Here is a 13,706-nt window from a genome sequence, read left to right as displayed (position 1 = left end):
CATTTTTTCAAAAAAGTATTCCATTTTTGCTCATTTTCTTTTAGAATAAGTAATGTTTTCCTGAAAAAATATAAGAGAAACGTCTATTAGAGAAAAAGGTGACTTTAATAGTTGAACGAACATAACACCTAGAATGACAGATGGGGTGGTACAAATAGAAAAGAAGTTAGGATTTTTTCCATTAATCGCATTAGTAGTTGGAACAATGGTTGGTGGCGGTGTTTTTAGTTTACCGCATGATTTAGCAGTAGGAGCAAACAGTGGTGCAATAATAATTGGCTGGTGTATTACAGCGATGGGAATGATTCCACTTGCGCTCGTATATCAAACGTTAGCAAGACAAAAACCGGAACTTGAAGGTGGAATTTATAGTTATGCACGTGCTGGTTTCGGTGAATATATTGGATTTAATAGTGCTTGGGGATATTGGCTAGCAGGAATCTTAGGTAATGTCGCAACAATTATGTTACTGTTTAGTACATTAGGTTATTTCTTTCCAATTTTCAAAGGAGGAAATAATGTTGCGTCTATCGTTGGGGCATCACTTTTATTATGGACACTTCATTTTTTAATTTTATTTGGAATCCGTGAAGCTTCTATTATGAATGTGATCGCAACAATAGGGAAGTTAGTTCCAATCGTTTTATTTATTGTTGTAATGGTAACAGCCTTTCGCTGGGACACATTTACACATGATTTTTGGGGAGAAGGAACGATCTCACTTTCCGCTATACTTGGTCAAGTGAAAAATACAATGCTTGTAACACTTTGGGTTTTCATTGGAGTTGAAGGAGCGGTTGTATTATCTGGAAGAGCGAAGAATAGTCGAGATGTTGGTAAGGCAACAGTATTGGGACTTATTTTAGTAATGTCCATTTATATTTTAATTTCTGTCCTGTCAATGGGAGCTATGACAAGAGGCGAACTTTCTGTGTTAGAAACTCCGTCCATGGGACATGTATTAGAGCACGTTGTTGGTCCATGGGGTGCAGTTGCGATTAACATCGGATTAGTTGCTTCACTTGTCGGTACATTAATTGGCTGGTTTTTACTTGTTTCTGAAATTTCTCATGTAGCAGGAAAAGATGGCGTATTTCCGAAAGTCTTTACGAAAACAAATAAGAAGCAAACACCGCACATGGCATTATGGATTTCAAATGGTGTTGCCCAAATTATATTTATCATCGTTTTGTTTTCGGAATCAACATATCAAATTATGTATTTCATTGCATCAACATCAATTTTATTACCATATTTATTATCAGCGTTATTCCAATTTAAATTAGTCATTACAAACGAACTAAAAGACGCTAAATTAAAAAACGGAGCTTTAGCTTTAATTGCTTCTATTTACTCTGTATGGCTTCTTTATGCAGCTGGTTTAAAGAATTTACTACTCGTTTCAATTGTGTATGGAATTGGAATTATTGTTTACACATTTGCAAGAAAAGAACAAGGGAACCGTTGCTTTGTAGGTGCAGAGAAGTATGTGATGTGGGCAATTATTGTTGCGGCTATCACATCCATATATATGTTATTAACTGGAAATATAAAAATGTAAAAAGTCCTTTTCATTTAAAGGGCTTTTTTCTTTGTTTAGAGAATATTTACTACATAAGATATTCAGGAGGGATGAGAATGGAAGAAAAAGAACAGTTGTCTAGAATAATTGATTTAGCTAGTGAGTTAAGGAAAGTATTAGTGCAAGAATCTTTTTTTAATCATCATCCTGAACTAAGAGGAGTCATTGAAAATTTAGCAAGTTCTGTTGAAAATTTGGCGGAATTACAAATAAGTAAAGATGAAAACGCTGAAGATCGATTACGTTACGTACTTGCGAAAATGAAAATTGCTCATAATGCAATTTTACAAGAGAAAAAAGCATTTCCTTCTCATTAATATAAGTTTTTATTTTGAACCTGGCGGATAACGTCAGGTTTTTTATTTCTAGTTTTTCGTTTCTTTCATACACTAAGAATAGTATGAAAAAAGAAGGTGACTAAGGTGAAATTACATAAAGCTCTTCAGCCAAGTTTTATAAAACGAATGTACTATATGAGATTTTTAGGGAAATTTACAAAAGCTGAGAAAGAGAAGAGTGGAGAGAATTTTTTTGTACAATGCTTATCGCCAATACCATTCACTTTACAGGAACAATTTATAAATGAACCATATGTATTTGAAGGGTTATGTAGCAATAAAAAGAATGAAAAAATCTTTTCGGAATTAAAGAAGAGGAAATTAGAAAAGCAACTAGTAATGTTTCGTCTTTATTATGAAAGAGGAAATGTATACGTGGAGTTAATATGTACAGAAGAACCGAAAGAAATAGCAAGCAGCTATAAAATGATTCCGGCACCTAAAGTTACAAATAATAAAAAAAGAGAATCTTTAGAACGAAAACTTAGCAACGGTTATTTATCATTTCTTATGCCAAAATTTCCGAAAGACTTTGAGCCTCCCGAATTATTGTGGCACGATGGAAGACTTTACGGAAACATATCCCTAAAGTCATCAATTAGCTCAATCGCCTATTTTGAACAGAAACGTGAATGTAAATATATAAACTGCAGTGACTGGACGAAGTATGTAGAAATAGCGGTAGAAGATCAATTATATTTTGTAAGTGATTATGTGTATGAGCAATTAAAAAAACGAATGCATGAAGAAGGTAAGCTAGTTGAAGTAGAGGATATAAAAGTACAAAAAGATGAATGGGAATGGGATGAGCGTGAATCGTCTTTTTTACAGTATGTACAAAGTATGGTGCATAATAAAGGGTTATATTTGGATGAAACGGATATTTATAATTTCCATATAAGTGTAAAAACAAATATGTTAACGATTCTTGGTGGTATACCGGGCGTTGGGAAATCACGGTTTGTGCAAACTTATGCAGAAGCATTAGGGTTACAGTATGGGGAAGAGTTGGTTTGGATTCCGATTTCGCCATCGTATCAAGAACCACATGATTTACTTGGTTACCTTCATCCAAATGGTACTTTTATTGAAAGTGAAACGAAGTTAGTTAGGACGTTAATGAAGGCGAAAGAAAATCCAAATCAACTGTATATAATCGTTTTTGATGAAATGAACATGTCTCATATTGAGCATTGGTTTACTCCGTTTCTATCTGTTCTTGAACTTGAAACAAAAAATCGTATTTTAAACTTGTATGAGGGTGTACAGGATATAGAGAATTCAATTCCATCAACAATTGAAATTGGAGAAAATATTATATTTGTAGGTACTGTGAATTTTGATGAAACAACAAAAGAGCTCTCTGATCGATTATTAGATCGAACGAACCTAATAACGTTACAGAAAATTCCGTTTTGTGAGATGGACATGGAACAGGGGAAAGTCGTATTACATCCACCTTTGAAAGTGACAGCGGGAGAATTTCGGATAAATTGGATGAGAAATAAAGCGATGATTGAAGTGTTTTCTGAAGAAGAATTAGAGCTATTAGATAAGTTGCATGTCGTATTGTCATCACATGACGCGTCTAAGGGAATTTCTTTCCGATGTGCAAATGCAATTGCGACTTATTTGCAAAACATACCGTTTCAAAATAACCATACCTATATGATTAGTAGAGAAGAGGGGTTTGATTTACAAATAAAGCAGCGTGTATTGACGAAAATCAGAGGGACCGAAATGATGGTTGGGCCTTTACTTTCTGAAGAAGCAAAAAGGGGGGCGACCTTAGTACCTCTTTTGCAATCTACACTTGCAAACAGAGTATCTACATTTGAACATTCTTTAGCATATATACGAGAAAAACGTAGAGAACTGGAGTTGTATGGATATGCAAAATGAAGGGCGTTATGAAACAAAAATCGTTGATACGAATGAAACGCTCCCTTTTGTATTAAAGTTAATCATTGGAAATGAGGGGAAAGGAGATTATATTTTATTAAATCGTCTTTGTACATCTACTACAGCATTAGTTCAATGTATTTATAAAGTACAAGAATTAAAACCAATAAGATTACAGTACAATTATGAAATTCCAATGAACATTACTTTTATATGGAATAAAGTATATGAGGGACAGAAAAATATAAAAGAGGCTCAATATGAAATAAATGAAAAAAAACAAAGAGTATTAATATATGAACATGGGAAAACAGAATTCTTTTATCCATGGCGCTGTGGTCTATACCATTTTGAAGTGCGTATAGAAGATACAACGTATTATGGCGCATTTCAAATCGTACCGAAAAACTTTTTTGATGATCAATTTGAAATGATTCAAGACTATGTGAAGTCAATTTTAAATGAGTTGATTTTGGATAGAGGTTACTATAAAAAGACCTTCTCTGCACTTAGCGATATTGAGGATTCTTCTTATTTAGTGTTACTTAGAAAGTTACCGCAAAAAATGAAAATGATAAAGCAAATCTTTAAGAAAATAGAATCAAGCTCAAAATTTATAAATGAATATAAATGGGAAGGAAAAGAGCGAAAGCCAACAAGAAAAGGAACTATAGTGGCAGAACGAAAACCTTATGCCAAACATTATAATCGTAAGTTTATGGAACAAAAAAATAGTAAGGAAAATGCATTTCTTAAATATAAAGCGATGCAATTTTATCATTATTTAATTGAAGCTAAAAGTTTTTTACGTCAAACAATTGAAATCTTAGAAAGAGAAAAAAAGAAAAAATCAGAAGAGTTTCAAGCTGTAAAAACGATTATACAAACAATTGAGCGTAATGGATCAGTAACCGATAGAGAGAAGCAAAAATATAAAAATATACATTTACTAAAAGAAGCCGATTTACGAAAGAGCTCAATGAAAATACAAGAATATAAAATATTGGCGCATATTGTGCATGAAAATGTACAATACTTTCAAATGTTAATGCACTCTTCATTTTGGAGGGAAGTTACTGAAACAAGTAACATGAACTTACATGATTTACCGATACCACATCAACAATTACTACATCATTTAGAAGTACTCCCGCAATATACGGATCAATCTCCATCATTATTATTTGTTTATAAGCCAACGTTTTTAGTGTATGAATATTACGCTTTTTTTATCGTTATTTCACTTTTAGAGCAAATTGGTTTTGAGGCTAGAAACTCCATCCGTGAACAAATACAAGAACATTTTTATGTAGATGGATTACAAGATGGAACGACAGTAGTTTTAGAACGAGATGATATAAAGGTGCATGTCGCATTTAATGACTTAATTGAAACACATCCTCTTATTGCATTAAGTAAAGGTAGTAATTTTTACAATGGTGAGGATACGAAGAAGCCAGATATTCGCTTAGACTGTTATGTAAAAGAAGATGGGAAATACGTATATAAATCTTCTATTATTATTGAAGTGAAGTATAGTCCAATGTACAATATTTTTCAGCACGTCGGAAATACGAAAGCAACTGAGCAAATGTATAAGTACTGGTCTATAAAGTATGTAGAAGAACAGGATGGAAAGCGAGTCTATTATCGAAGGTCAATTTATGAAGTCATTTGTGTATATCCAGGAAGCCATATGCATAGTAAAAAAATTGAGTCTGGATGCGGTGTTTTCTTGCAGTTATATCCATATAAGACGAAACAAGGGGAAGAGAAATTAGCTGGAAAACATGGGATGGTACAAATTTTTGAAAAATGGCTAAAAAGCATTAAGAAGTAAAAGAAATCCTTTTTCATAAAGGATTTCTTTAGATTAAGAAGAATTATATGCTGTATGGAAAGAAACGTAGTGTAATTTAGATTTGAAAAGTGCTACAAATGTGTTATTAAAAGGAATGTGAGCGCGGGATAAAAGTCGATTAAATTGGAATCTAATTCATTTTGCAGAATATAATAAGTCATAAATATTTTTAGTTGCATACGAAGATTTGTTCTTATATGATAGATAGTGAAAGCGTTATCAAAAAACAGAGCGGCGATGGGAAAGGCGGTTAAATATGTTCCAGCGTGTTCAAACAAAGGAAGAACATTTTGGGTTCGAGCAACTATGGGGAGATTTTTGTGAAGAAAGAAACTTAATGTTCGTAGAACGTAATTTAAATCCATCACGATTTTTATTAATAGAAGATGAACATCCTATTGGTACAGTAGAATGTATTAAGTATACGGTACCTGAACAATCAAATTCTGAGTTTTTCTATCCGTTTTCTAAAAATGATTTAGTAAAAGATTTGAAGAATGTATATGAAATAGGCAAGTTAAGTATTTCGAAAACGTCTCGTGGAAGAGGACATTTCAAAAGGCTAACAGCTATTTTATTTATACATGCGTTAGAAACAAAAGCTGAATGGTACATTGCAGCAGTAACAAAAAGAATGTATATGTATTTACTTACACTTGGTTTTCCAATTGAACCAATAGATAATCCTTTTCAGTTTCATGATACTTTACAAGGTGTACCAGTAAGAATTCATGCTCGAAAAGGGGTTACGCATTTGTATTCTTTAAAAGAATTTCGTGATGTGATTCAAGGGAATGCTCATGCACAGGCATTAATTACAGAATACAGTAAAAATATTATGTTAACGAAATAAAGCGAAGTGAATATGTATAATAAAGAGAATAATATTTGTATAGGATATAACTCTTCATTAAAAAAGACCCTTATTATTTTAATAAGGGTCTAAAAATTATAATCCAAATATACTAAAAATCATTTTGCGGCGCTTCGGTTTCTTTTCTCGTTCATATGTTGGTTTTGAATCCGGAGTAATATAAATGGGTTCTTCTTTCGTTAGGGCAGCTTCTAACTTTTGAATTCGCTCTAACATTTCCTCCATTTCACGACGGTGTTGTAAAAGTTGGTACGTGACGACATCATTTGCCTTATCTTGCATTTGTTCTTCCATTCGATCAAGTCTTCTCGTAATAGTGTTTAATTGATTAGCTAATTGCTCAAAATCATTCGATGATATGTTTTGAACAATTGTATTAACTTGAGTTTTTAATTCCTCAACTTCATTTGAGGAAGCCTTTTGAGTAGATTGAGAATTTTGAGATTGCTCTATTTGAAATCGATGGTGTTCTAACATTTGATCGACATCCTCTTGTGTGAAAATAAAGTGGCCATATTTGTTTTTCTCTATCGTAAGATTTAATTGTTGTGCGATCCGGACAACAGCCTTTGGGCTAACACCTAATTTCTTTGCGATAAATGGTGTTTTATATTCCAAAATAATCCCTCCTATATATATCCTGTTGAATGATTTCGAGCTATGAAGTAAGTTCCCTTCTAGTGCGACAAAAGAAGTGTGGAATCGGCAAAGAAAGTGTTTTTTCACGAAATTGAGTTGAGGAGAATAGTTCTTTTAAATAAAAATGTCTTATCGTAACATTTAGAATAATTTGACGAGTGTAAATGAATTAGATTATCATAATGATAAATATCTTTTTTATGTATGCATATAATATATAAAAAGGTGGTTGCTAATGTAGAATTTTGTTAGAGTATTAGAATGCTTACTTCACTTGAATAAAATTAAGTAGGAGGTGGCTTCCTTGCTTACAAAGTAAGTAAGGAAAAGTATTTGGACATATATAGTATAAGTATAGTGATTGTTTTAATTGCCTTAACGGCATTTTTCGTTGCAGCAGAATTTGCAATTGTTAAAGTGAGAAGTTCACGAATTGACTATTTAATTGCAGAAGGAAATAATCGTGCAACATCGGTCAAAACAGTCATTACAAACTTAGACGAATATTTATCTGCTTGTCAGCTAGGAATTACTGTTACAGCTTTAGGAATTGGGTGGTTTGGTAAACCTGCGTTAAAGCAAATGTTTGATACGCTTTTTGCAAATTGGAATATCTCTACTCAACTAGCAGACATTTTTGCTGTAATTTTAGTATTTTTGTTAATTACTTTTTTACATGTTGTAATAGGGGAATTGGCCCCAAAAACATTTGCAATTCAAAAGTCTGAACAAGTGAGTTTGCTTGTTTCTAAACCGTTAATTTTCTTTTATCGTATTGCATTCCCATTCATTTGGCTATTAAATGGTTCAGCTCGAATCATTACGAAGCTGCTAGGGCTGAAACCGCCGAAGGGGCATGATGAGGTTCATTCAGAAGAAGAATTACGGTTGTTAGTTTCAGAAAGTTATAGAAATGGTGAGATTAATCAATCTGAATATAAATATGTGAATAAAATTTTTGAATTTGATGATCGGATTGCAAAAGAAATAATGGTACCTCGAACTGAAATGAATATTATAAGTAAAGAGATGCCTGTTGAAGAAGCTTTGCAAAAAATGTCTCGTGAAAAATATACAAGGTATCCAGTTGTTGATGGCGACAAAGACCACGTAATAGGTTTTGTGAATTTTAAAGATATTTTTACTGAATTTGTACAACATAAAGCTGTTAATAAGAAGACAGTAGAGCAATATATGAGACCAATTATTTTAGTTATCGATTCTATTCCAATTCATGATTTGTTTTTGAAAATGCAAAAAGAAAGAACACATATTGCTATATTGATAGATGAATATGGTGGAACATCTGGACTTGTTACTGTTGAAGATATTCTGGAAGAAATTGTTGGAGATATTCAGGATGAGTTTGATACGGATGAGCAGCCAGAAATTCAACAAGTTAGTGAAACGAAGACGATACTAGAGGGAAAAGTACTTGTTAGTGAAGTGAATACGTTATTTGGTTTAGGGATTGATGATGATGGTGTTGATACAATCGGTGGTTGGATTTTAACGAAGAATATAGAGATTGCTGAAGAGGATTCCATTGAAATTGAAAATTATAAGTTTTGTGTGAAAGAATTAGATGGACATTATATAAAAAGATTAGAAGTTACAAAGATAGTAGAATCGATTGTTATTTTAGAAGATGAAAAACAAATTTCGTTACAAGAGCAAATTAGCTCGTAAACTCTGCTATATAGCAGAGTTTTTTTGAGCATAATGTTTTTTGAGGGATAAGGGCTATGATACAATGACATAAGTCAAACCTTTCACTAGGTGAAGTATTGTTGTATGCATATATTTGGAAGGAGCAGAAGTATGAAAAAGCATTTATATATAAATGGAGATTGGAAATCTGTAAACACGTATAAACCATTATACGCACCATATTCTGAAGAAACATTAGCGGAAATTGCACAAGGCACGGAAGAAGATGTAAAAGAGGCTGTTACCGCTGCAAAAAATGCAATGACAAAAATGAATACATTATCTGCATATGATCGTGCGACTATTTTAGAGAAAGTTGCACAAAAAATGGATGAAAGAAGAGAAGAATTTGCAGAGATTATTGCAAAAGAAGCTGCAAAACCAATACGTGCTGCAAGGGGAGAAGTAGATCGTACTGTTCAAACATACAAATTTGCAGCTGAAGAAGCGAAGCGTATATATGGTGAGACATTGCCATTAGACGCCGCACCTGGTGCAGATGGGCGTATTGCATATACAATCCGAAAGCCGATTGGGGTTATAGGGGCTATTACACCATTTAATTTCCCATTAAATTTAGTAGCGCATAAAGTTGGACCAGCAATCGCTGCCGGAAATACAGTTGTATTAAAGCCAGCTGATCAAACGCCATTATCATCTTATGCATTAGTTGAGTTATTTGAAGAGGCAGGATTGCCAAATGGAGCTTTAAATATCATTTCTGGCCCTGGCTCCACGGTTGGTGAGGCAATCGTCAAAAATGATTACGTTGCTTCTATTACTTTTACCGGAAGTCCAAAAGTTGGAATCGGAATAAAACAAAAGGCTGGGCTAAAACGAGTTACGTTAGAACTAGGCTCAAATGCTGCTGTTATCATTGATGAAGATGTAGAGTTAACAGATGAAATAATTGAACGTGTAAAATGGGGAGCATTTGTTAATAATGGGCAAGTTTGTATTTCAGTACAACGTGTTTTTGTACATGAAACGAAAATGCATGAATTTCTTTCGAAGCTAAAGAGAGCGATGGAATCAGTTGTTGTTGGTGATCCACTGCTTGAGGAAACGGATGTATCAGCTTTAATTTCAAAAAGAGATGTAGAGCGAATTGATATGTGGGTTCAAGAAGCAATTAAGGAAGGAGCAACTGTTTTATGCGGTGGTAAGAAGCGGGATGCAAGAATTTTTGAACCGACTGTATTAACAAATGTTCCAGATCATGTATCTGTGCAGTGCCAAGAAGTATTCGGTCCACTCATGACAGTAAATACATTTAAAGAATTTGATGAAGCGATTGGGCAAGTAAATAATTCGCGTTACGGCTTACAGGCAGGAGTATTTACAAATAATTTATTTAAAGCAATGCGTGCAATTGATGAGCTAGAGGTTGGTGGTGTCATGATTAATGATATTCCAACGTTCAGAGTAGATCATATGCCTTATGGTGGTGTGAAAGAAAGTGGCACGGGACGCGAAGGAATTAAATATGCAATAGAAGAAATGACAGAAATGAAATTAGTATGTATTAAAAAATAAAGTGGAAAAACTTAAAACTTGCACTAAAAAACGAGTAGGAAATGTTTACGATTCCATACTCGTTTTTTACGCTTCTAGTAACTATTTAATTAAGTGTAACTTTTACTTCATTTCTTGTTTGAAAATAGTATCTTCTACATAAATTTGTTCTTTATCTATAGCAGTAGCATGAGTTAATACTAAACCGATTGGTGTTTTTGTATCTTTATTTTGAACAATTGTAAAAGGAACATTTTTTTCGTTTGCTAATTTAATGTATTTTGATAAATGTGGGTAAGCAATGCCACCATTTAGGAGGAGTTGTAATGATTGAGAAGAGCGCATGCTACCCGCTACTTCAGAGTATACATTACTTTGCATTACTTGACCGATTGTTAAAGCGATTTCCACACGCTCACGTAATGTAGTTAAATACATATTACGTTCTTCTGGTTTGTTTTGCTTTTGGCCGTAAATGCCTTCTTGGAGATAATCTTCCACATTTTTATTTACCATATTTTTCACACCTTTCATTTTCTATTGTACGCAAGAATTAAAAATGATGCAAAAAAAAGTCGTTTTGATTACGGAAATAATGAAAATATGTGAAGGAAAAAGGGGATTTGTATACAATTAGTTAAATAAGAAAGAAAAAATAATTTTATCAACAGAAATTAACAAAATGTGACAAAAATCTATTAACGAATCGTATTTTTTGTGTTAATATTCAAAATATAAAGGGTATTCGTCGTATGGAAATGGAGGGAATGGAGGTTTTTCCAATCGATAAGGATATTAAAGAAATATTTTGTTCACACTTGAAAAACAATAGGCACCAATTCGTAGAGAACTGGAAAAACAAAATGATAATTTCCGAAAAAGATCCATTTAAACTAGAAGTAGTTCAAAATGGAGAGGATTTACTAGAGTTAATTATCGAACTTACTATGGAAGATAAAGATATAAATTATCTTCAACCGTTATGTGAGAAAATTGCTATTGAACGTGCTGGAGCAGATGCGAATATTGGAGATTTTGTTTATAACGCAAACGTGGGAAGAAATGAACTTTTCGAAGCGATGTGTGAATTAGATGTTAGCGCTCGTGAATTGAAACCAATTATGGCAAAAATACATACTTGTTTTGACAAATTAATTTATTATACCGTTTTAAAATACTCGGAAATTATATCGAAGAATTTAGAGGAAAAACAGCAATATATTAACGAAACACATAAAGAAAGGCTGACGATTTTAGGGCAAATGTCAGCTAGTTTTGTACATGAATTTCGTAATCCGCTTACTTCCATTATGGGGTTTGTTAAATTATTAAAGGCGGATCATCCGAGTTTATCGTATTTAGATATTATTTCGCATGAATTAGATCAATTAAATTTTCGTATTTCGCAATTTTTACTCGTATCGAAAAAAGAAATGTGGAATGAATCGGAACGGTTTTGGCTTAATGACTTGTTTCAAGACATTATACAATTCTTATATCCGAGTTTGGTCAATGCGAATGTTTTGATTGAAAAGAATTTACCGTATCCAATTCCGCTTGTTGGTTATCGGAGTGAAGTGAGGCAAGTATTTTTAAACATATTAATGAATTCAATTGATGCTCTTGAATCAATGAAAGAAGAACGAAAAATTATCATTGATGTATTTGAAGAAGATCAAGCTATTCGAATTGTGATAAAAAATAATGGACCAATGATTCCAGCTGAAAATGTAGAAACGATTTTTGAACCATTTGTAACTACTAAAAAGTTAGGAACTGGTATTGGATTATTTGTATGTAAACAAATTGTGGAAAAACATAATGGATCCATTATGTGTCGATCAGATAACGATTGGACAGAATTTCAAATTGCATTTCAAAAATAAACAGTCTACACCAAATGAATGGTGTAGACTGTTTTAATTTGTGAGTATAAGGGCTTCTAATTTAGGATCTTTAGTTGAATAACCTACTATTGAAATTGTATAAATAACATTTGGTTCAACATTGAATTTCGGTATAGTCAATAAAACGTTTTTATTATCTGCGAGTGAAATTTCAATATCTGCTGTACCAGGGCTAACTTGCAAAAAATCTGTTATTTGTTTAAAGAGTACATTTTCAAATAAATGATCCCCATCTTTTAAATCTACGTTTACAACAGGGGTATCTGGAGAGAAATGTGCAAACCGTATTTTGGCTTGACCAGCTGGTAAATGTGTATTATCAAGTATAGGCTGTAATTGTAGGTGATTATCACTATTTATTGCAGCGAGAGTATAAGTATGATTTCCCATTATTGGTACCAACGCTGAAAAGATTGGAGTTTCATTTCCGACAGGAACAATATCTATACGGTATTTACCTTGCACTAATGATAAATAAGGGCTGAATTGCTTAAATGAAATATTTTTAATAACCGTTTGTCCGTTTACTAAAATGTCAACCGCTGGTATATTTGGATCGGCATGAAAAATTCTTATATGTGACGGTAAAGCAGCTTCTTGTGAGTCTCTTGTTTCATACGCCTGTACAAGTTTTGATAGTGCATCGTAATATTTCATATATAATTCTATATATTTTTTAGGATTACGAAACTGATAGTAACGTGCGAGTTGTTCGTATTGTGTAACTTCTTGTCCATATTTTTCGATTTCAGATTGAGACATGAACATTCCTCCTTTGTCATCATTAAAACTATATGCGAAGCAAGAAAGCGGTTATGCAAAAAAAATGATTTTATAAAGGGAAAATTAAAAATTGACAACAAATATGTTTTCATAAAGAGGTGCTGGTGCTTACGAGAATTTCGCAGAGTAAAGCAGTACATATGACTGTACGAAAGTAAAATAAATGCCAAGTTGAAAGTGCATTTCAATTAACATATTGAATACATGTCCAAAAATCGCTAGAAAACTAGGGATTTTTTTAATTATAGGCAAATACACATACAAAGTGATAATTGTCCTACATAAATTATAAAGGAAAGATACTTTGAATCTGAGGAAAGGAGTGCCACTTCGGGATAGGGATATCCCGATAGTAATTGTGAATGAAGTTATGAAAAGGTTTTGTGTTATAGGCTGTAGGATGAATTTGTAAACTTCATTTTTCTATTTATTTTAGCAATTGACAGTATTAACCCATAAGAGAGCGTCATGACGAACTGATTAGTGTGGTTAATCGGTTCTTTTTTTATAGTTTAAAACTGAAAAGTTTACATAATGAATAGGAATCTGAATTGATTAGTAAGGTGGGTGTCGAAATTTGTTTTAAAATATGCAA

The 13,706-nt window shown here is 32.8% G+C and carries 11 protein-coding genes; 8 read left to right on the top strand and 3 right to left on the bottom strand.

The window, feature by feature from the left end; translation table 11 throughout:
- Positions 1–133 precede the first annotated feature (133 nt).
- The 5 genes from MKY38_RS11055 to MKY38_RS11035 all read left to right on the top strand — a co-directional run bounded on the left by MKY38_RS11055 (position 134) and on the right by MKY38_RS11035 (position 6,536).
- Positions 134–1,561 carry a basic amino acid/polyamine antiporter gene (locus tag MKY38_RS11055; RefSeq protein ID WP_000129444.1) on the top strand — a complete coding sequence of 476 codons (1,428 nt, stop codon included), beginning with the start codon at positions 134–136 and terminating at the stop codon, positions 1,559–1,561.
- A gap of 77 nt (positions 1,562–1,638) precedes the next feature.
- On the top strand, positions 1,639–1,899 hold the full coding sequence (locus MKY38_RS11050; protein WP_000391445.1) for a hypothetical protein: 261 nt from the start codon (positions 1,639–1,641) through the stop codon (positions 1,897–1,899).
- 105 nt (positions 1,900–2,004) lie between these two features.
- The gene (locus MKY38_RS11045) at positions 2,005–3,822 is read left to right on the top strand and encodes an AAA family ATPase (protein ID WP_048558281.1); all 1,818 of its coding nucleotides are present in this window, start codon (positions 2,005–2,007) and stop codon (positions 3,820–3,822) included.
- Positions 3,812–5,662, top strand: a complete 1,851-nt coding sequence (locus tag MKY38_RS11040; protein ID WP_001178729.1) for a hypothetical protein — start codon at positions 3,812–3,814, stop codon at positions 5,660–5,662. Before MKY38_RS11045 ends, MKY38_RS11040 begins: the two co-directional genes overlap by 11 nt.
- 277 nt (positions 5,663–5,939) lie before the next feature.
- Entirely contained in the window at positions 5,940–6,536 is a 597-nt protein-coding gene (locus MKY38_RS11035) for a hypothetical protein (protein WP_000487796.1), read from the top strand.
- 96 nt (positions 6,537–6,632) lie between these two features.
- Here MKY38_RS11035 and racA read toward each other — a convergent pair whose 3' ends face one another.
- A complete protein-coding gene (gene racA / locus MKY38_RS11030; RefSeq protein WP_000456023.1) occupies positions 6,633–7,175 on the bottom strand; it encodes a chromosome-anchoring protein RacA in 543 nt (180 codons plus the stop codon).
- Between the two features lie 354 nt (positions 7,176–7,529).
- Between racA and MKY38_RS11025 the strand changes: the two genes are divergently transcribed.
- Both MKY38_RS11025 and MKY38_RS11020 read left to right on the top strand, forming a co-directional pair.
- Entirely contained in the window at positions 7,530–8,885 is a 1,356-nt protein-coding gene (locus tag MKY38_RS11025) for a hemolysin family protein (RefSeq protein WP_048535183.1), read from the top strand.
- A gap of 132 nt (positions 8,886–9,017) precedes the next feature.
- Positions 9,018–10,442 (top strand): aldehyde dehydrogenase family protein, encoded by a 1,425-nt coding sequence (locus MKY38_RS11020; protein WP_074618892.1) that lies wholly within the window; start codon positions 9,018–9,020, stop codon positions 10,440–10,442.
- Between the two features lie 102 nt (positions 10,443–10,544).
- On the opposite strand, the gene MKY38_RS11015 is transcribed toward MKY38_RS11020, so the two are convergent.
- Complete coding sequence (locus tag MKY38_RS11015) at positions 10,545–10,937, bottom strand: YueI family protein (RefSeq protein ID WP_000247558.1); 393 nt, start codon at positions 10,935–10,937, stop codon at positions 10,545–10,547.
- Between the two features lie 236 nt (positions 10,938–11,173).
- Between MKY38_RS11015 and MKY38_RS11010 the strand changes: the two genes are divergently transcribed.
- The gene (locus tag MKY38_RS11010) at positions 11,174–12,307 is read left to right on the top strand and encodes a BA2291 family sporulation histidine kinase (RefSeq protein ID WP_000425086.1); all 1,134 of its coding nucleotides are present in this window, start codon (positions 11,174–11,176) and stop codon (positions 12,305–12,307) included.
- A gap of 33 nt (positions 12,308–12,340) precedes the next feature.
- Here MKY38_RS11010 and MKY38_RS11005 read toward each other — a convergent pair whose 3' ends face one another.
- Entirely contained in the window at positions 12,341–13,090 is a 750-nt protein-coding gene (locus tag MKY38_RS11005) for a DUF4397 domain-containing protein (protein WP_000083285.1), read from the bottom strand.
- Positions 13,091–13,706: the final 616 nt, after the last annotated feature.

The sequence above is a fragment of the Bacillus sp. FSL R5-0585 genome, from assembly GCF_038004545.1.
GTDB classification, from domain to species: domain Bacteria; phylum Bacillota; class Bacilli; order Bacillales; family Bacillaceae_G; genus Bacillus_A; species Bacillus_A cereus.
The sequence above is the reverse complement of the archived record's forward strand: the minus strand, read 5'-3'. Positions and strand labels throughout refer to the sequence as shown.

Excerpts from the sequence above, each read along its gene's own strand:
- MKY38_RS11005 (WP_000083285.1), bottom strand. The coding sequence starts at position 13,090 with ATGTCTCAATCTGAAATCGAAAAATATGGACAAGAAGTTACACAATAC.
- MKY38_RS11035 (WP_000487796.1), top strand. The coding sequence starts at position 5,940 with ATGTTCCAGCGTGTTCAAACAAAGGAAGAACATTTTGGGTTCGAGCAA.
- MKY38_RS11015 (WP_000247558.1), bottom strand. The coding sequence starts at position 10,937 with ATGGTAAATAAAAATGTGGAAGATTATCTCCAAGAAGGCATTTACGGC.
- MKY38_RS11020 (WP_074618892.1), top strand. The coding sequence starts at position 9,018 with ATGAAAAAGCATTTATATATAAATGGAGATTGGAAATCTGTAAACACG.
- MKY38_RS11040 (WP_001178729.1), top strand. The coding sequence starts at position 3,812 with ATGCAAAATGAAGGGCGTTATGAAACAAAAATCGTTGATACGAATGAA.
- MKY38_RS11055 (WP_000129444.1), top strand. The coding sequence starts at position 134 with ATGACAGATGGGGTGGTACAAATAGAAAAGAAGTTAGGATTTTTTCCA.
- MKY38_RS11050 (WP_000391445.1), top strand. The coding sequence starts at position 1,639 with ATGGAAGAAAAAGAACAGTTGTCTAGAATAATTGATTTAGCTAGTGAG.
- MKY38_RS11010 (WP_000425086.1), top strand. The coding sequence starts at position 11,174 with ATGGAAATGGAGGGAATGGAGGTTTTTCCAATCGATAAGGATATTAAA.